The 16,882-nt window shown below is 71.1% G+C and carries 17 protein-coding genes; 8 read left to right on the top strand and 9 right to left on the bottom strand.

All coding sequences use genetic code 11. From position 1 onward, the window contains the following. Nucleotides 1-190: hypothetical protein (locus ACZ49B_RS29965; RefSeq protein WP_468311810.1), on the top strand; the 190-nt coding region annotated here is incomplete at its 5' end. A 171-nt stretch (nucleotides 191-361) separates the two neighbouring features. On the opposite strand, the gene ACZ49B_RS29970 is transcribed toward ACZ49B_RS29965, so the two are convergent. Further along, nucleotides 362-1,003 (bottom strand): DNA-3-methyladenine glycosylase, encoded by a 642-nt coding sequence (locus ACZ49B_RS29970; protein ID WP_468311811.1) that lies wholly within the window; start codon nucleotides 1,001-1,003, stop codon nucleotides 362-364. 111 nt (nucleotides 1,004-1,114) lie between these two features. Between ACZ49B_RS29970 and ACZ49B_RS29975 the strand changes: the two genes are divergently transcribed. From ACZ49B_RS29975 to ACZ49B_RS29985, 3 genes are all read left to right on the top strand, one after another. Continuing rightward, entirely contained in the window at nucleotides 1,115-1,897 is a 783-nt protein-coding gene (locus ACZ49B_RS29975) for a sporulation protein (RefSeq protein ID WP_468311812.1), read from the top strand. A 51-nt stretch (nucleotides 1,898-1,948) separates the two neighbouring features. Continuing rightward, nucleotides 1,949-2,482: a YbhB/YbcL family Raf kinase inhibitor-like protein gene (locus ACZ49B_RS29980; RefSeq protein WP_468311814.1), complete on the top strand. Its 534-nt coding sequence runs from the start codon at nucleotides 1,949-1,951 to the stop codon at nucleotides 2,480-2,482. Nucleotides 2,483-2,631: 149 nt separating this feature from the next. Then, the gene (locus ACZ49B_RS29985) at nucleotides 2,632-3,135 is read left to right on the top strand and encodes an HNH endonuclease (RefSeq protein WP_030300613.1); all 504 of its coding nucleotides are present in this window, start codon (nucleotides 2,632-2,634) and stop codon (nucleotides 3,133-3,135) included. A 69-nt stretch (nucleotides 3,136-3,204) separates the two neighbouring features. Here ACZ49B_RS29985 and ACZ49B_RS29990 read toward each other — a convergent pair whose 3' ends face one another. The 4 genes from ACZ49B_RS29990 to ACZ49B_RS30005 all read right to left on the bottom strand — a co-directional run bounded on the left by ACZ49B_RS29990 (nucleotide 3,205) and on the right by ACZ49B_RS30005 (nucleotide 6,543). Further along, complete coding sequence (locus ACZ49B_RS29990; protein WP_468311816.1) at nucleotides 3,205-3,981, bottom strand: sulfite exporter TauE/SafE family protein; 777 nt, start codon at nucleotides 3,979-3,981, stop codon at nucleotides 3,205-3,207. A 107-nt stretch (nucleotides 3,982-4,088) separates the two neighbouring features. After that, nucleotides 4,089-5,081, bottom strand: coding sequence for an SPFH domain-containing protein (locus tag ACZ49B_RS29995; protein ID WP_468311817.1), 993 nt, complete (start codon nucleotides 5,079-5,081; stop codon nucleotides 4,089-4,091). Nucleotides 5,082-5,174: 93 nt separating this feature from the next. Then, the gene (locus ACZ49B_RS30000) at nucleotides 5,175-5,603 is read right to left on the bottom strand and encodes an NfeD family protein (protein ID WP_468311818.1); all 429 of its coding nucleotides are present in this window, start codon (nucleotides 5,601-5,603) and stop codon (nucleotides 5,175-5,177) included. 139 nt (nucleotides 5,604-5,742) lie between these two features. After that, nucleotides 5,743-6,543: an ABC transporter ATP-binding protein gene (locus ACZ49B_RS30005; protein WP_468311820.1), complete on the bottom strand. Its 801-nt coding sequence runs from the start codon at nucleotides 6,541-6,543 to the stop codon at nucleotides 5,743-5,745. 145 nt (nucleotides 6,544-6,688) lie between these two features. On the opposite strand from ACZ49B_RS30005, the gene ACZ49B_RS30010 reads away from it, so the two are divergent. Next, complete coding sequence (locus ACZ49B_RS30010; protein ID WP_468311822.1) at nucleotides 6,689-7,471, top strand: hypothetical protein; 783 nt, start codon at nucleotides 6,689-6,691, stop codon at nucleotides 7,469-7,471. Between the two features lie 61 nt (nucleotides 7,472-7,532). On the opposite strand, the gene ACZ49B_RS30015 is transcribed toward ACZ49B_RS30010, so the two are convergent. From ACZ49B_RS30015 to ACZ49B_RS30025, 3 genes are all read right to left on the bottom strand, one after another. Then, the gene (locus ACZ49B_RS30015; RefSeq protein ID WP_468311934.1) at nucleotides 7,533-7,778 is read right to left on the bottom strand and encodes a chaplin; all 246 of its coding nucleotides are present in this window, start codon (nucleotides 7,776-7,778) and stop codon (nucleotides 7,533-7,535) included. A 151-nt stretch (nucleotides 7,779-7,929) separates the two neighbouring features. Further along, on the bottom strand, nucleotides 7,930-8,571 hold the full coding sequence (locus tag ACZ49B_RS30020) for a response regulator (protein WP_399244577.1): 642 nt from the start codon (nucleotides 8,569-8,571) through the stop codon (nucleotides 7,930-7,932). After that, complete coding sequence (locus ACZ49B_RS30025; protein WP_468311936.1) at nucleotides 8,564-9,694, bottom strand: GAF domain-containing sensor histidine kinase; 1,131 nt, start codon at nucleotides 9,692-9,694, stop codon at nucleotides 8,564-8,566. The genes ACZ49B_RS30020 and ACZ49B_RS30025 overlap by 8 nt, the downstream gene beginning before the upstream one ends. Before the next feature lie 486 nt (nucleotides 9,695-10,180). Between ACZ49B_RS30025 and ACZ49B_RS30030 the strand changes: the two genes are divergently transcribed. Next, nucleotides 10,181-10,885 (top strand): transglycosylase SLT domain-containing protein, encoded by a 705-nt coding sequence (locus tag ACZ49B_RS30030; RefSeq protein ID WP_468311824.1) that lies wholly within the window; start codon nucleotides 10,181-10,183, stop codon nucleotides 10,883-10,885. A gap of 103 nt (nucleotides 10,886-10,988) precedes the next feature. Here ACZ49B_RS30030 and ACZ49B_RS30035 read toward each other — a convergent pair whose 3' ends face one another. After that, nucleotides 10,989-13,541, bottom strand: a complete 2,553-nt coding sequence (locus tag ACZ49B_RS30035) for an ABC transporter ATP-binding protein/permease (RefSeq protein ID WP_468311826.1) — start codon at nucleotides 13,539-13,541, stop codon at nucleotides 10,989-10,991. A gap of 276 nt (nucleotides 13,542-13,817) precedes the next feature. Between ACZ49B_RS30035 and ACZ49B_RS30040 the strand changes: the two genes are divergently transcribed. Continuing rightward, nucleotides 13,818-15,344, top strand: coding sequence for a streptophobe family protein (locus ACZ49B_RS30040; RefSeq protein WP_468311828.1), 1,527 nt, complete (start codon nucleotides 13,818-13,820; stop codon nucleotides 15,342-15,344). Between the two features lie 218 nt (nucleotides 15,345-15,562). Next, the gene (gene serB / locus ACZ49B_RS30045; protein ID WP_468311830.1) at nucleotides 15,563-16,762 is read left to right on the top strand and encodes a phosphoserine phosphatase SerB; all 1,200 of its coding nucleotides are present in this window, start codon (nucleotides 15,563-15,565) and stop codon (nucleotides 16,760-16,762) included. The last annotated feature ends 120 nt before the right edge of the window (nucleotides 16,763-16,882 follow it).

Raw genomic sequence — 16,882 nt, forward strand, 5'->3', positions numbered from 1 at the left:
GTTGATTTTTGGCACGCTGTTGAGTTCTCAAGGAACGGACGCTTCCTTTGTACTCACCCTCTCGGGCTTTCCTCCGGGCTTCGTTCTTCGTTTCCAACTCTACCAGATCATTTCCGCTGTCGTTTCCGACTTGGATTTGAATTCCGGTGGCCGTTGGGGGCCTTTGCCTTTCGGCGTTCCACCACTTTAGCGCTTATCCGTTGCGACTCATAATCGAGCCACCGGATTCGAATTCGGGCATGCCGAAATCGACCCCGCCAGGGGTACGTCGTAGGTAGTGGGTTGGCCGCTCCGGGGGTCTGCTGACAGCAGTGCCCCGTTCAAGCGGCTCGGGCTACGTTAGGCGTCCGCCAAGGGCGAGTCAAGTTGAGCGGCGGCGTGGCGCGTGGGCGCGATACGGGCTCACCGTCGGGTCGTGCGTGATCCAGTAGCGGTAGGGGTGGCCCGCGCCGGCGCCGCCGACTCCCGTGCGGGGGCCGTTGCTCACCAGGTCGGGTGAGGTGGCGGTCCCCGTCAGGAGGGCCAGGGGGGATTCCGGGCCGTCACAGAGGTCGGCGCCGTCCAGGGAGCGGTCCACCGCCAGGGCCGTGGCCAGGCGGGCCGGGCCTTTGGCCAGTTCCTTGTCACTTCTGGCGGAAAGTCGACGTTTGCGGGCCAGGTCCGCGCCCACGGTGATCTCGCCCGCCCGCAGCAGGACCCCGCTCGCGTGGCCCGGCGGGCCGCACACCAGGTTGAGGCTGAACCACATGCCGTAGATGAAGTAGACGTACGCGTGTCCGGGCGGACCGAACATCGATGCGTTGCGCTGCGTCCGGCCCCGGTAGGCGTGGGAGCCCGGGTCGGCCTCCCCCTCGTACGCCTCCACCTCCGTGATGCGGAGTTCCATGGGCCCCTCGGGTGTACGGCGGACCAGGATCCGGCCGAGGAGGTCCGGGGCCACCGTGAGGACCGGCCGGTCGAAGAAGGACCGGGCCAGGGGCGTACGGTCGGGGCGCGCGCTCATCCGGTCGAGCGTAGTGGAACGCGCGCACCTGCAACCGGGGCCTAAGGTTCCGCGTTTGTCAGTGTGTACTCGTAAGCGGTAGTCGCACGAGCCTTCAAGGGGAGTCAGAGCATGGGGTTCAAGAAGCTGTTCGCGGCACTGGGTGCCGGCGGTGCTTCGGTGGACACGGTCATCACCGAGCCGAACGTGGTGCCGGGCGGGATCGTCCAGGGCGAGGTCCGCATCCAGGGCGGTTCCGTGGAGCAGCAGATCGAGGGCCTGTCCGTCGGCCTGCAGGCGCGGGTCGAGGTGGAGGGGAACGACCAGGAGTACAAGCAGGACATCGTCTTCACCAAGCAGCGCCTCGGCGGTGCCTTCCAGGTGCAGCCGGGCGCCCTGCACGTGGTGCCGTTCGGGCTGGAGATCCCGTGGGAGACGCCGATCACCCACTTCGGGGGTCAGCACCTGCACGGGATGAACATCGGGGTCAGCACCGAGCTGGAGATCGCGCGTGCGGTGGACGCCGGCGACCTCGACCCGATCAACGTGCACCCGGTGCCGGCGCAGCAGGCGATCCTGGATGCCTTCCGTCAGCTCGGCTTCGGCTTCCGCAGTGCGGACATGGAGCGCGGGCACATCCGTGGGACCCGCCAGACGCTGCCGTTCTACCAGGAGATCGAGTTCCTGCCGCCGGCGCAGTACCGCGGGCTGAACCAGGTCGAGCTGACCTTCGTCTCGGACGGCCGTGAGATGGACGTCGTCCTGGAGATGGACAAGAAGTCCGGGCTGTTCTCCGAGGGCAGTGACACCTACCGCTGCTTCCAGGTGGGTCTGCAGTCGTACCAGGAGACCGACTGGGCGGCTTACCTCAACCAGTGGATCGCGTCCGTGGGTTCGCAGCGCAACTGGTTCTAGGCTCGGGCCCGGTACTGGTTCGGTACTGGTTCGCGATCAGGAGGTTCAGCAGTGGCCGAGCAGAACAGGGCGCCCCTTCCGCACGACTTCCACCCCCAGGTGCACGCGTTCTCCGTGGAGAGCGCGGACCTCGAGCCCGGTGGGGAGCTGGGTGACGCCCAGGTGCTGAAGGGCGGGAACGTCTCGCCGCATCTGCGGTGGGAGGGGTTCCCGGAGGGGACGAAGAGTTTCGCGGTGACGTGCTTCGACCCGGACGCCCCGACGGGCAGCGGGTTCTGGCACTGGGTGCTCTTCGATCTGCCGGCCTCGGTCACCGAGCTGCCGGCCGGGGCGGGGAGCGGGAAGTTCGAGGGGCTGCCCGCCGGCGCCGTGCACGTACGGAACGACTACGGCACGAGGGACTTCGGCGGGGCTGCTCCGCCGGCCGGGGAGCGGCACCGGTACGTGTTCACCGTCTATGCGGTGGACCAGGAGAAGCTGGGCCCCGGTGCGGACGTCTCGCCGGCCGTGGTCGGATTCAACCTGCGCTTCCACTCGTTGGGCCGGGCGCAGCTGATCGGTGAGTACGAGGGTCCTGCGAGCTGATCGTTCGCCGTGCGTTTGCCCGGTCCTGGTCTAAAGACGACCAGGACCGGGCATTTTTATTGCGTTGTCCCGCGTGGCGCGCGCGGCCAGAGTGGTTGCGGGCCCTGCCGCCGGTGTGGTTGCGGGCCTGCACACGGGAGGTGGGCGAGATGCGGGACACGCTGGTGCTGAATGCGAGCTTCGAGCCGCTGTCGACGGTGACGCTGAACCGGGCTGTGGTCCTGGTGCTCCAGGACAAGGCCGTCGTCGAGCAGTCGCATCCGGAACTCCGTGTGCGCGGTGCCTCCATGGATCTTCCGCTGCCCCGGGTGATCAGGTTGTGCCGGTACGTACGGGTGCCGTTCCGAAGACATGCCCCCTGGTCACGGCGGGGGGTGCTGGTCCGGGACCAGCACCGGTGCGCGTACTGCGGGAAGCGCGCGACGACCGTGGACCACGTGCTGCCCCGCGCCCAGGGCGGTGGGGACACGTGGTTGAACACGGTGGCCTCCTGTGCCGAGGACAATCACCGCAAGGCGGCTCGGACTCCGGAGGAGGCGGGGATGCCGCTCCTCCGGAAGCCCTTCGTGCCGTCTCCGGCGGACGCCATGCTGCTGGCCCTGGGGGTGGGGGGCCGCGATGCGCTGCCCGACTGGCTGGAGCGAACCGCCTAGTACGGCCGGTCCGGCTGGTCCGGTCGCATGGTCGCCGGTGCGCCGGGCGACGTAGTTCCGCTACGTCGCTCAGCGCAGCAGCAGCTGGACGATCGCGATGACGCCGACCGTCACGATGACCGCGCGGAGCACGGTCGGCGACAGGCGGCGGCCGACCTTGGCGCCGATCTGGCCGCCGAGGGTGGAGCCGACGGCGATCAGGAGCACGGCCGTCCAGTCGAATTCGGCGACGAAGAGGAAGAAGACGGCGGCGATGCCGTTCACCAGGGCGGCGATGACGTTCTTGACGGCGTTGATGCGTTGCAGGTCCTCGTGGAGCAGCAGGCCCATCAGGCCGATGTAGAGCACGCCTTGCGCGGCGCCGAAGTAGCCCCCGTACGCGCTGGAGAGCAGCATTCCGGTGAGCAGGGCCGGGCCCCCGTCGGGGTGTCCGGTGTCTCCTCCGGCGGCTTCCTGGCGCTTGCGCAGGGCTGCGGCGAGCCGGGGCTGGAGGATGACGAGCACGAGGGCGAGTCCGATGAGGACGGGCACGATCGTGTCGAAGGACTCCGACGGCAGGGTGAGGAGCAGGACGGCGCCCGCGAGTCCCCCGACGAGGGAGACGGCGCCGAGCCGGATGATGCGGCCGCGCTGGCCCTGGAGCTCCTTGCGGTAGCCGATGGCCCCGCTGATGGAACCGGGCACCAGGCCGAGCGTGTTGGACACGTTGGCCGTGACCGGCGGGAGCCCGGTGGCGAGCAGCACCGGGAAGGTGATGAGCGTGCCGGAGCCGACGATGGTGTTGATGGTGCCGGCGCCGATGCCGGCGGCGAACACCGCTACTGATTCCCAGATGGACATGGACATGGACTGGGCCATCCCCTTTGCATGAGTGAGTCGCCTCCCCGCCATGAAGGTCGAGGGGCCTCACTGATCATGCAGGAGGGGATGCCGGTCCGCAGCGGGCGGGGGTGTCAGTCGATCGGGGGCTGCTCGCGCCGGTCCGTGCCGTTCGCGCCGTTGCCGGCGCCGTTCCCGTCGGCTCCGGCGGACTTGCCGGCGTTCTGCGGGTTGAAGCCGGAACCGCCGCCCATGGGGCCGAAGTTGCCCATGGCTCCCGAGAGGCCCTTGAGCGCGTCTCCGATCTCGCTGGGCACGATCCAGAGCTTGTTGGCATCGCCTTCGGCGATCTTCGGGAGCATCTGGAGGTACTGGTAGGCGAGGAGCTTCTGGTCGGCGTCGCCGGCGTGGATGGACTCGAAGACCGTACGGATGGCCTGCGCCTCGCCCTCGGCGCGCAGGGCGGCGGCCTTGGCCTCACCCTCGGCGCGCAGGATGGAGGACTGCTTCTCACCTTCGGCGCGCAGGATCTCGGACTGCCGGACACCTTCGGCCTGGAGGATCGCGGCGCGCTTGTCGCGGTCGGCGCGCATCTGCTTCTCCATCGAGTCCTGGATGGAGGTCGGCGGCTCGATCGCCTTGAGCTCGACGCGGTTGACGCGGATGCCCCACTTGCCGGTGGCCTCGTCGAGGACTCCGCGCAGGGCCGCGTTGATCTCCTCGCGGGAGGTCAGGGTCCGCTCGAGGTCCATGCCGCCGATGATGTTGCGCAGGGTGGTGACGGTGAGCTGCTCGATGGCCTGGATGTAGCTGGCGACCTCGTACGTCGCGGCGCGGGCGTCGGTCACCTGGTAGTAGATGACCGTGTCGATGTTGACGACGAGGTTGTCTTGGGTGATGACCGGCTGCGGCGGGAACGGTACGACCTGCTCGCGCAGGTCGATGCGGTTGCGGATCGAGTCGATGAACGGGACGACGATGTTGAGGCCCGCGTTGAGGGTGCGCGTGTAGCGGCCGAAGCGTTCGACGATGGCGGCGCTGGCCTGCGGGATCACCTGGATCGTCTTGACCAGTGCGATGAAGACCAGAACCACCAGAATGATCAGGACGATGATGATCGGTTGCATGCGGTTCCCCGTGCCCTTCCGGCTGTCTGTGCTGCCCCGTTGGGCGAGTCTCGCAGACCTCGCCGCCGTGGGTCGGCTCCTTGGCTCACAAGCTCACATCACGATCGCGGTGGCCCCGTCGATCTCCACGACGTCCACCTGCTGGCCCGGTTCGAAGCTGCTGTCCGCGTCGAGGGTGCGGGCGGACCAGATCTCGCCGGCGAGTTTGATCCGGCCTCCGCTGCCGTCGACGCGTTCGAGGACGAGCGCGCTTCTGCCCTTCAACGCGTCGATTCCGGTGCGGTGTTGGGGGCGCTGCTCGCGGTGGTGGTTCGCGATCGAGCGGACGACGGCGATGAGCGCCACCGACACGATGACGAAGACCAGGACTTGGGCGACGACTCCCCCGCCGAACGCCGCCGTGACGGCGGCCGCGACCGCGCCGACGGCGAACATGCCGAACTCCGGCATCGCCGTCAGGACGAGCGGGATGCCCAGTCCGACCGCGCCGATGAGCCACCACAGCCACGCGTCGATGTCCACATGGTCATGGTAGGTCGGGCGGGCGCGGTCGGGACAGGGTGCGACCGTGCCCGTACCGGCGGTGTCTGCCCGGCCTGATCGGCAAGGCGCCCCGAGCCCGCGTGCCGGGCCCTCCGGCCGGACGGGACTTTGACGACCCCTAGCGCAGCGGGAGGCCCTGGGCGGTCCAGCGGTCGTGGTCGTTGCGCTCGACGACGAGCGGGAGGCCGAAGCAGAGGGAGAGGTTGCGGGAGGTCAGCTCGAGCTCGATCGGGCCCGCGGTGACGACCTTGCCCTGGCGGATCATCAGGACGTGGGTGAAGCCGGGGGCGATCTCCTCGACGTGGTGCGTGACCATCGCCATGGACGGCGCGAGCGGGTCGCGGGCGAGGCGGCCGAGGCGGCGTACGAGGTCCTCGCGGCCGCCGAGGTCCAGACCGGCGGCGGGCTCGTCGAGGAGGAGCAGCTCGGGGTCGGTCATGAGGGCGCGGGCGATCAGGGTGCGCTTGCGCTCGCCCTCGGAGAGGGTGCCGAACTTGCGGTCGAGGTAGTCCGTCATGCCGAGGCGGTCGAGGAAGGCGCGGGCGCGCTGCTCGTCGATCTCCTCGTACTCCTCCTGCCAGGTGGCCGTCATGCCGTACGCGGCGGTGAGGACGGTCTGCAGGACGGTCTGGCGCTTGGGGAGCTTGTCGGCGAGCGCGATGCCGGCGACGCCGATGCGCGGGCGCAGCTCGAAGACGTCGCTGCCGGGCTTGCCGAGGGTGCTGCCGAGGATGGTGGCGGTGCCCTTGGTGGGGAAGAGGTAGCTGGAGGCGAGGTTCAGCAGCGTGGTCTTGCCGGCGCCGTTGGGGCCGAGGATCACCCAGCGCTCCCCCTCCTTCACCGACCAGGAGACCTGGTCCACCAGAGCCCGGCCCTCGCGGACCACGGATACGTCCACCAGCTCCAGAACATCGCTCATGAGCGTGTTGTCTCCCCTTGCAGTCTCGGTTTCGTCTGTGCACCGGTAGGCGCAGCCCCAGGGGAAAACCTACGCCACTCGGCGAGGGGTCCGGGCGCCAGGTGGGCGGCGGGGCCGGATCCGGGGTGATCCGTAAAGTGGGGGGATGCTTTTCGAACCACGTTCAGGGCGGTTGGCCGCCTGGGGGAACGCACTGCTGGCCGGACTGGTCTCGCCCGACGAGGCCGTGTTGTCGATCGTGGGCGAGGACGCCGTGCACCGGGTGGAGGGGCTGCCGGGCGAGTCGGGTCCGGTGGGCCTCACGCTGGCGCTCGGACGGATGCGGGCGCTGGGGGTGACGGGGCTGCGGGTGGCGCTGCCGGCGCCGGGGCATCCGCTGGGGCTGAGCGGGCCGGCGGAGTTCAATGCGCGGGCGCTGGATGCCGAGGAGGCGGTGGTCGCGGTGGGTGCGGCGCTGGGTCTGGTGCCGGAGGTGGCCGAGGCCGGGCCGGAGGGGGACGTGCACGTCTCGGTGACCTGGCACTGCCTGCCGGTACGGGAGGCCCCGCCGGCGGACGTGCCGTCGCTCGGCGAGGCGGAGCGGGAGCTGGCGGAGGCGCTGCGCGAGGCGACGGTGGTGCTGACCCGGCTGGACGTGGCGGGGTCGGGGCCGGTGGCGGAGGGCGCGCTGTCGGCGTACCGGGCGCGCGCGGAGGCCGGGCGGGAGGTGCTGGCGCCGGGGTATCCGGCGCGGGCGGTGCGGGTGCTGGCGTTGGCGCAGCGGGTGGATCTGCTGGTGTCGCTGGCGTACGAGCACGGGCCGGGCGGTGCGGTGGCCGCCTCGGAGATGGCGGCGAGGGCGGAGGCGCTGCGGCCGGTGGAACGGGTGGCCCGGCGGGCGCTGGTCGCGGCGTACAACTCGGCGGTGGAGGAGCGCGAGCGGGGCTGAACGCGCCGCGGCCCCGCTTCCCGGGGAGAGGTGGGGGGAAGCGGGGCCGGTGGAAGGGGCGTCAGGCGTTGACGCCGGTGTTGCCGAAGGCGGCGTTCAGCAGGCCGATCACCGTGACGGTGTTGCCGACCACGTTCACCGGGACGTGGACGGGGGCCTGGATCAGGTTTCCGGAGACGACGCCGGGCGAGCCCGCGGCCTCGCCCGCCGCCGACGCACCGCCGTGTGCCGAGGAGACGCCGGCGCCCGCGGCAAGGAGGCCGCCCGCGATCATGGTGACGGCAGTGGCCTTCTTGAAGTTCTTCACGTTCTTGGTCCTCCAGTACGTCTGCCGCGGCCAGCCGCCGCGGCACGTCATGAAGAACGGTCATCCGACGAACGGGATGCGCCATGTGGGCTACATACACCCGACCGTATGAATCTCGGATCGGAGCTGGACGGTCCGTTTCTGGCCGTGTTCAGTCCGTGATCCCGTGCCTGACCGCCCACAACGCCGCCTGGGTGCGGTCCGCGAGGTCCAGCTTCATCAGGATGTTCGAGACGTGCGTCTTGACCGTCTTCTCGGACAGCACCAGCGCACGGGCGATCTCCCGGTTGGAGCGGCCGTCCGCGATGAGGGACAGGACCTCCCTCTCCCGCTCGGTCAGGGAGCCGCCCCGGCTCGACGAGGGCTGTTCCTCCTGGGAGAGCAGGGCCTCCGCCACCTCCGGCTGGAGCAGCACGTGCCCGGCGTGGACCGAGCGGATCGCTCCTGCCAGGGCGTCGGGGTCGATGTCCTTGTAGACGTATCCCGCGGCGCCGCCCCGCAGGGCCGGCACGACCGTCCGCTGCTCGGTGAAGCTGGTGACGATCAGCACCCTCGCCGGGTTCGCCAGCGCGCGCAGCCGGCGGAGGGCCTCGATGCCGTCGGTGCCCGGCATCTTGATGTCCATGAGGATCACGTCGGGCCGCAGCTCCTCGGCGCGGGCCACGCCCTCCTCGCCGTCGGCGGCCTCCCCGACCACTTCGATGTCGTCCTGGACCTCCAGGAACGTGCGCAGGCCGCGGCGGACCACCTGGTGGTCGTCCACGAGCAGGACGCGGATGGGCGTGTCAGCCACCGGGTACCTCCATCTCGATCGTGGTGCCCGTACCGGGCTCCGAGTGCACGGTGAGGCGGCCGCCGACGCCGCAGGCCCGGTCCCGCATGGAGACGAGGCCGAGGTGGCGCCCGGCCGCGCGGATCGAGGAAGGGGAGAAGCCGCTTCCGTTGTCCGTGACGGTCAGGACGGCTCCCGCGGCCCGGCGGGCGAGGGTGACCTCGACGCGGTCGCCTCCCGAGTGCCGCAGGGCGTTGTGGAGGGCCTCCTGGGCGACGCGGAGCAGCGCCTCCTCCTGGGTCGCCGGGAGGGCCCGTACGCCGTCACAGGTGAAGGTGACGTGAGCGGTGTGGGCGCGGTCGAGGACCTGGGCCTGGTCGCGGAGGGTGGCGACGAGGCCGTCCTCGTCGAGGGCGGCCGGACGCAGCTCGGTCACGGCGGCGCGCAGCTCGTCGGCGGCCTCCGCAGCGAGGGCGGCGACCTGATGGAGCTCGCCCTTGGCGCGGGCCGGGTCGCGGTCCACGAGGGCGGCGGCGGCCTGGGCGGTCAGGCGGAGCGAGAAGAGCTTCTGGGCCACGGCGTCGTGCAGCTCGTGGGCGAGGCGGGAGCGCTCCTCGGCGATGGTGAGCTCGCGGCTGCGCTCGTAGAGCCGGGCGTTGGTGAGGGCGATCGCCGCGTGCTGGGCGAGGAGGGCGAGGAGCTCCTCGTCCTGTTCGGTGAAGCCGCCGGGTCTGCGCTTGTTCGCGAGGAAGAGGGCGGCGAGGGTCTCGTCGCCGTCGCGGACGGGCTGTCCGAGGAAGTCGGACATCTCGGGGTGGGCGGTGGGCCAGCCCTCGAAGCGGGGGTCCTTGCGTACGTCGGCCAGCCGCTCGGGGCCGTCCTGGTGGAGCATCGCGGCGAGGATGCCGTGCTGGCGGGGCAGCGGGCCGATGCGTCGCCACTGGTCCTCGGTGATGCCGTCCACGACGAACTGGGCGAAGCCGCCGTGGTCGTCCGGGACGCCCAGGGCCGCGTACTCGGCGTCGAGCAGCTCGCGGGCCGAGGCGACGATCGTGCGCAGGACGTCGCGGACCTCCATGCGGCGGCTCATGGCGAGCAGGGCGGTGCTCACGGCGGCGAGGCCCCCGCGGGGTCCTCCGAACACGGGACTACCGGTCATGGGCACACCGTACTAGCGGCTCTGACCTGCGGGATCGGGCTCGAGCCCTAGGACCGGGACGGTGTGTCCTCCTCCTTGAGGAGGGGGTCGCGGGGGTCCTCTCTGCCTTGAGGATGACGGGCTGTGGGGGTTTGTGGTCCTCAGGTCGGAGAATTCCGTTACGGAATGCATTGCTCGAGCAACGCTCGGTGAGACTGTTACGTGGCCGATGTGAGCCCGCACATAGGACCCACGTCACTTACGAAGGCGCCTAGTGGACGTGTAAAGACGTTGTCAGCACTGCTGCGCCTAGCGTGCGGCCCGGAATTCCGGGCTCGTCGGCGCCCCCTGATCCACTAAGCCGGATCGTACGTCACACCTTTGCCACAAGATTTTGCCGCCGCTAAGAATTGCTCCCGTCGCACAGCACCGCGGATCCCGGATCCGAAGGTGCTTTCCTGCGGCTCCCGCTATTCGAAGAGGTTGCTACGCATGTCCAAGACCAGCACCCCCGGCCAGATTCGTCGTCTGACGAAGGCGCACAAGATGTCCTTCGCCGCCGTTGCCACCATCGGCGCCGCCGCCCTGGCCGCCACCCTCGTCCCCGCCGGCACCGCCGACGCCGGTACGACCGTGGCCGCCGCCCCCGTGGCGTGGACCCAGGCTGTCGAGGGTGTCCAGGCCAAGACCGTGCAGCACCTCTCCGCGCAGTCCAAGCTGGCCACGGACGCCGCGAAGCTCGAGGCCGCGGTGAAGGCCAAGGCCGCCGCCGCGAAGGCGAAGGCGAAGGCCGACGCCGAGGCCGCGGCCAAGGCGAAGAAGGACCGCGAGGCGAAGGCGGCCGCCAGCCGCTCCACCGTCCGCAAGCCGATCTACGCGAACAACCTTGACGGCTGGATCAAGGAGTCGCTGGCGATCATGAAGGCGCACAAGATTCCGGGCACGTACAACGGCCTGTACAAGAACATCATGCGCGAGTCGAGCGGCAACCCGCGGGCGATCAACAACTGGGACATCAACGCCCAGAACGGTATCCCCTCGAAGGGCCTGCTCCAGGTCATCAAGCCGACCTTCCTCGCGTACCACGTCCCCGGCACCCCGCTGGACCAGTACCACCCGGTCGCCAACATCGTCGCCGCGGCCAACTACGCCGCCGACCGTTACGGCTCGATCGACAACGTCAACAGCGCCTACTAAGGGCCATGGCGTAGCAACCCCCATGCGCCTCAGGGCGGCACCCGGTATCCGGGTGCCGCCCTGAGGCGTTTCGTGGCGGGGAGGGTGCGCGCGGCGGTGCCGGCTAGTTGCGCATGACCTCGGGCTCGTGGCGGCGCAGCAGCTTCTGCACGGCGAAGCCACAGGCGACGCCGATGAGCAGCAGGATCGTGATGTTCACGCCCCACTGGGCGACCGAGTGCTCCCACAGCGGGTCGGTGTTGGAGGGGTTCTCCTGGTCCCACGGCGGCATGAGCTTGCCGAGGTCGAGCGTGGTGCCGGCGGCGGCGACGGCCCAGCGCGAGGGCATCAGCCAGGCGAACTGCTCCAGGCCAGGCGAGTCGTACACCTGGAACAGGATGCCGGTGAACACGACCTGGACGATCGCGAACATGACCAGCAGCGGCATGGTCTTCTCGGCGGTCTTCACCAGCGCGGAGATCACCAGGCCGAACATCATCGACGTGAAGCCGAGCGCGGTGACCGACAGGCACAGCTCGACGGCCGGCGGCATGAGCAGGCCCTCGGTGGGCAGGTCGCGCGGGGCGAAGCCGATGGCGCAGATGACCGCGCCCTGGATGGCCGTGATGAAGCCGAGGACGATCACCTTCGACATGAGGTACGCCGACCGGGACAGGCCGGTGGCGCGCTCGCGCTCGTAGATGACCCGTTCCTTGATCAGCTCACGGACGGAGTTCGCGGCGCCCGAGAAGCACATGCCGACGCAGAGGATCAGCATGATCGTGCCGGCGTCGCCGTTGAACCGGGACGGCGGCTTCGGCGGCGCGAGGCCGAAGGTCGCGGGGATGACCGTGGAGACCACGCCCAGGACCGCGGGCAGGATCAGCATGAGGGCCATGAAGCCCTTGTCGGACGCGATCACCGAGACGTAGCGGCGGATCAGGGTCCACAGCTGGTCGCCCCAGCCCTGCGCCTTCGGCGGCATCATCTGCTGCATCGGCGGCATCGCGACCTGCTGCGGGGCGACCGAGTCGAGGTCGGCGGCGTACAGCTGGTAGTGCTGCGAGCCCTTCCAGCGGCCGGCCCAGTCGTAGTCGCGGTAGTTCTCGAAGGCCGAGAAGACGTCCGCCCAGGTGGTGTAGCCGAAGAAGTTCAGCGCCTCGTCCGGCGGGCCGAAGTACGCGACCGAACCGCCCGGGGCCATGACCAGCAGCTTGTCGCACAGCGACAGCTCGGCCACGGAGTGGGTGACGACGAGGACCGTGCGGCCGTCGTCGGCGAGGCCGCGCAGCAGCTGCATGACGTCGCGGTCCATGCCCGGGTCGAGGCCGGAGGTCGGCTCGTCCAGGAAGATCAGGGACGGCTTGGTGAGCAGCTCCAGCGCCACGGACACGCGCTTGCGCTGACCGCCCGAGAGCGCGGTGATCTTCTTGTCCTTGTGGATGTCGAGCTTGAGCTCGCGCAGGACCTCGTCGATGCGGGCGGCGCGCTCGGACTCGGCGGTGTCGCCGGGGAAGCGGAGCTTGGCCGCGTACTTGAGGGCCGTGCTGACCTTCAGCTCCTTGTGCAGGATGTCGTCCTGCGGGACCAGGCCGATGCGCTGGCGGAGCTCCGCGAACTGCTTGTACAGGTTGCGGTTGTCGTAGAGGACGTCGCCCTCGTTGGCGGGCCGGTAGCCGGTCAGCGCCTTGAGCAGCGTCGACTTTCCGGAACCGGAGGGGCCGATGACGCCGATGAGCGACTTCTCCGGGACGCCGAAGGTGACGTCCTTGAGGATCTGCTTGCCGCCGTCGACCGTCACCGTGAGGTGGCGGGCCGAGAAGGAGACGTCACCGGTGTCGACGAACTCCTCGAGCCGGTCGCCGACGATCCGGAACGTCGAGTGGCCGACGCCGACGATGTCGTTCGGGCCGAGCAGCGCGGTGCCGGACTTGGCCAACGGCTGGCCGTTGACGTAGGTGCCGTTGTGGCTGCCGAGGTCGTGGATCTCGAAGCGGCCGTTCGCCGAGCGGAACTCGGCGTGGAGGCGCGAGACCTGGAGGTCCGAGACGACCAGCTCGTTCTCCAGCGCACGACCGATCCGCATGACGCGGCCGACGGCGATCTGGTGGAACGTCGTCGGGCTGCGGTCACCTCCGTACGCGGGAGCGGCGCCCTGTGCGGGCACGCCGGCGCCGCCGCCCTGCTGCTGCGGGAAGTGCGGCTGCTGCGGCTGCTGGTGGGCGGCGGCCTGCTGCTGCTGCTGCCAAGCCTGCTGCTGCGGCTGCTGCGCCTGGGCAGGGGCCTGGTACGCCGGGGCGGCCTGCTGGGCCGGGGCCTGGTAGGCGGGCGCCTGGGCCTGGTAGGCCGGGGCCGCCTGCTGCGGTACGGCCTGCTGCGGCGCGGCGGCGGCGCTCAGATTCAGCCGCGGGCCGTCGGTGGCGTTGCCCAGGTGGACCGGCGTGCCGGGCACGAGCTCGGTCTGCTGGACCCTCGCGCCGTGCACGTAGGTGCCGTTGGTGCTGCCGTGGTCCTCGATGCCCCAACCCCGGCCGTTCCAGGCGATGGTGGCGTGCCGCCACGACACCCGGGCGTCGTCGATCACCACGTCTCCCTGGGGGTCACGCCCCAGCGAGTACGACCTGGACGAATCGAGCGTCCAGGTCCTTCCATTCAATTCCAGTACGAGTTCCGGCACTCCAGCCCCACTTAGGTCCCCCGAGAATCCCCCTGACGTCAGGGAGTCCGACGTCAGGGAGTCTAGGGATGGCGAACATCCGGGGGAACTATTTCAGGCCTGGGGCCACATGTGGAATCGGGGCCTTCCCAGGGCGTCTACGCCTGCCCGTTGACGGGGTCGAAAGTCACCCGGAGAGTGAGATACGGGACTTCTCGCCCTGGCCGGGTCCTGTCCCGCTCGGCACGCACACCCGCCACACCCGCCGCACAGGCTCGGCACGCATCGGGGGCACGCATGCGCCGCATTCGTTGGGGAGACGTGGTCCTGTCGGGCATCGCCGCCACCGGCTGGGCCCTGGTCGTGATGGCCGGGGTCGCCGCGCTGGGGCTCCACCTGCTGGGCGCCGACGCCGCGGGAGGCTCGCTCGGGGCGATGACGGCCGCCGTGGTGGTCCTCGCGATCGGCGGCACGGTGACCCCGTCGGGGGACGTGTCGGTCCTCGGGGTCACCGGTCCGGGTGCGCAGACCTCACTGGACGTCGTGCCGCTCGGGGTGGGGCTGGCCGGGGCGCTGGTCCTGGCCGGGATCTTCCTGCGCTCGGTGCGGACGGGGGCGGGGCCGGGGGAACTCGCCGCCCGGGCGGCCTCGGTGGCGGTGCTGGTCGTCGCCGCGGCGGGCGGGCTGGCCCGGGCCGGGCACGACGTGGTCACCCTGGACGGGCCGCGGCTGCCGAGGACCCCGCCGAAGGTGGTGGTCCCCGGGATCGGGGACGTCGGCGGGCTGCTCCCGGACCGCATCGGGGACCTGATCGACACCGAGGCCCGGGTGGGGTTCTCGGTGGAGTTCGGGCCGACGCTGCTGGGCGCCGCGGTGTGGGTGCTGGCCGTACTGGCGGTGGCGCTGCTGGCTTCGCGGCGCGGCCCGGCGGTGTTCGCGCGGCTGCGGCCCGCGGTGTCGGCGCTGGTGGTGGCGCTGCTGGTGGCGGTGGCTGCCGGGCTCGCGGCGGCGGTCTGGGCGGCGCTGGGGGACGACCATCCGCGGCGGGTGCTGGGCGCCGCGCTGCTGGGGGCGCCCAACGGGGCCTGGACGGGGATGCTGCTGGGGCTGTTCGTACCGGTCGACGGGCAGGCGACGGGCACGCTCGGCCGGCTGCTGCCGGATCCGCTGGACGATCTGCTGGGGGTGTCGGCGCGCGAGCCGGTGACGGTGGCCCGGCTCGCGGAGTACGACGGGCGGGTGTGGCTGCTGGTCGCGGGGGTGGGGCTGCTGCTGCTCTGCGCCGGAGTGCTGGCCGCCGTACGGACTCCGGGGCGCGGGATCCTGGGGTGCGCGGTGCGGCTCTCGGCCGTGACCGCGGTGGTGCTGGCGGCGCTGGTGTGGCTAGCGGGGGTGTCGGTGGACGCCTCGCTGTCGGTGCTCGGCGTCGACGCGGTGGACGCCGGGGTGCAGCTGCGGGGCGACGCGCCGTACGCGCTGCTGCTCGGGGCTGCCTGGGGCGCGGCGGCGGGCGGTGCGGGGGCTCTGCTGGCCCGGCGCAGGCGGCCGCCGCGGCCGGTCCCGGTGCCGCCGGGGGCTGCGCCCGATGCGCCGACGGCCCCGTACCGGCCCCCGCCGGGGCGGCCGTACCCGTACCCGTACCCCGGGCGGAACCCGTACCCCGCCCCGCATCCCGCCCCGGACGCCGAGCCCGACGGCTCCTGGGACGTCACGATCACCCGGCTGCCCCGGAGGCCCGCCGGGCGCCCGGCCCCACCCCACCGCCCGCCGTTCACCCCGCCCCCGCCCCCTCCTCCCCCACCACCGCTCGGGCCCCCTGTCTGAGACATCAGGAAAGGGACGGGGCGTATCAAATCGAACACGGTCGGCCGGACGCCCGCCCCGAGGGTCCCTGACACCTCCCCGTCGATCTCCGTTCACCCCGCCGCCGTCCCCCGGGCGCCTGCACCGGGCGGCGGCGGGGAGCACTCCGCCGGAGAATGGTTCCGGCAGGTGGGACGGGGGTCCAAGCACGGAGGGCGGGAAGATACGGTGAGGGCACCATGAGCGCTTCGCAGACCTCCGACGTCCCCACCCTCCTCGTCAAGATCTTCGGCAAGGACCGTCCCGGGATCACCGCCGGGCTGTTCGACACCCTCGCCGCCTACTCCGTCGACGTCGTCGACATCGAGCAGGTCGTCACCCGTGGCCGCATCGTCCTGTGCGCCCTCGTCACCAAGCCCGCCGGCGGCGGCGAGGGCGAGCTGCGGGCCACCGTCCACAGCTGGGCCGAGTCCCTCAAGCTGCAGGCGGAGATCCTCTCCGGTACCGGTGACAACCGGCCGCGCGGCAGCGGCCGTTCCCATGTCACCGTGCTCGGGCACCCGCTGACCGCCGAGTCCACGGCCGCCATCGCCTCGCGGATCACCGCGACCGGCGGCAACATCGACCGTATCTTCCGGCTCGCCAAGTACCCCGTGACGGCCGTGGAGTTCGCCGTGTCCGGCTGCGAGACCGAGCCGCTGCGCACGGCCCTGGCCACCGCCGCCGCGCACATCGGCGTCGACGTGGCCGTGGTCTCGGCCGGCCTGCACCGCCGGGCCCAGCGCCTGGTCGTCATGGACGTGGACTCGACCCTGATCCAGGACGAGGTCATCGAGCTGTTCGCCGCGCACGCCGGCTGCGAGGCCGAGGTCGCCGAGGTGACCGAGCGGGCCATGCGCGGCGAGCTGGACTTCGAGCAGTCGCTGCACGCCCGGGTGAAGCTGCTGGCCGGGCTGGACGCCTCCGTCGTGGACAAGGTCCGCTCCGAGGTGCGGCTCACGCCGGGCGCCCGGACCCTGATCCGCACCCTCAAGCAGCTCGGCTACCAGGTCGGCGTGGTCTCAGGCGGGTTCACCCAGGTGACGGACGATCTGCAGGAGCGGCTGGGGCTGGACTTCGCCTCGGCCAACACCCTCGAGATCGTCGACGGGAAGCTGACCGGCCGGGTCACCGGCGAGATCGTGGACCGGGCGGGCAAGGCCCGGCTGCTGCGCCGCTTCGCGGCGGAGGCCGGCGTACCGCTGGCCCAGACCGTGGCCATCGGCGACGGCGCCAACGACCTGGACATGCTGAACGCGGCCGGTCTGGGCGTGGCCTTCAACGCCAAGCCGGTGGTCCGTGAAGCCGCACACACGGCGGTGAACGTGCCGTTCCTGGACGCGGTGCTGTACCTGCTCGGGGTCACCCGTGAAGAGGTCGAGGCCGCGGGCCTGACCTGAGCCGCCGACGTACCACGAGGACGGGCCCAGGGGGGGGGGGGGGGGGGGGGGGGGGGGGGGGGGGGGGGGGGGGGGGGGGGTGTGGGGGGGGGGGGGGGGGGGAGAGAGGGGCAACACAAC

The sequence above is a fragment of the Streptomyces sp. NPDC031132 genome, from assembly GCF_055570595.1.

What these genes read in the sequence shown, in the direction of transcription:
- serB (WP_468311830.1), top strand. Translation starts at nt 15,563, where the DNA reads ATGAGCGCTTCGCAGACCTCCGACGTCCCCACCCTCCTCGTCAAGATC.
- ACZ49B_RS29985 (WP_030300613.1), top strand. Translation starts at nt 2,632, where the DNA reads ATGCGGGACACGCTGGTGCTGAATGCGAGCTTCGAGCCGCTGTCGACG.
- ACZ49B_RS29970 (WP_468311811.1), bottom strand. Translation starts at nt 1,003, where the DNA reads ATGAGCGCGCGCCCCGACCGTACGCCCCTGGCCCGGTCCTTCTTCGAC.
- ACZ49B_RS30005 (WP_468311820.1), bottom strand. Translation starts at nt 6,543, where the DNA reads ATGAGCGATGTTCTGGAGCTGGTGGACGTATCCGTGGTCCGCGAGGGC.
- ACZ49B_RS29995 (WP_468311817.1), bottom strand. Translation starts at nt 5,081, where the DNA reads ATGCAACCGATCATCATCGTCCTGATCATTCTGGTGGTTCTGGTCTTC.
- ACZ49B_RS30030 (WP_468311824.1), top strand. Translation starts at nt 10,181, where the DNA reads ATGTCCAAGACCAGCACCCCCGGCCAGATTCGTCGTCTGACGAAGGCG.
- ACZ49B_RS29975 (WP_468311812.1), top strand. Translation starts at nt 1,115, where the DNA reads ATGGGGTTCAAGAAGCTGTTCGCGGCACTGGGTGCCGGCGGTGCTTCG.
- ACZ49B_RS30010 (WP_468311822.1), top strand. Translation starts at nt 6,689, where the DNA reads ATGCTTTTCGAACCACGTTCAGGGCGGTTGGCCGCCTGGGGGAACGCA.
- ACZ49B_RS29990 (WP_468311816.1), bottom strand. Translation starts at nt 3,981, where the DNA reads ATGTCCATGTCCATCTGGGAATCAGTAGCGGTGTTCGCCGCCGGCATC.
- ACZ49B_RS30040 (WP_468311828.1), top strand. Translation starts at nt 13,818, where the DNA reads ATGCGCCGCATTCGTTGGGGAGACGTGGTCCTGTCGGGCATCGCCGCC.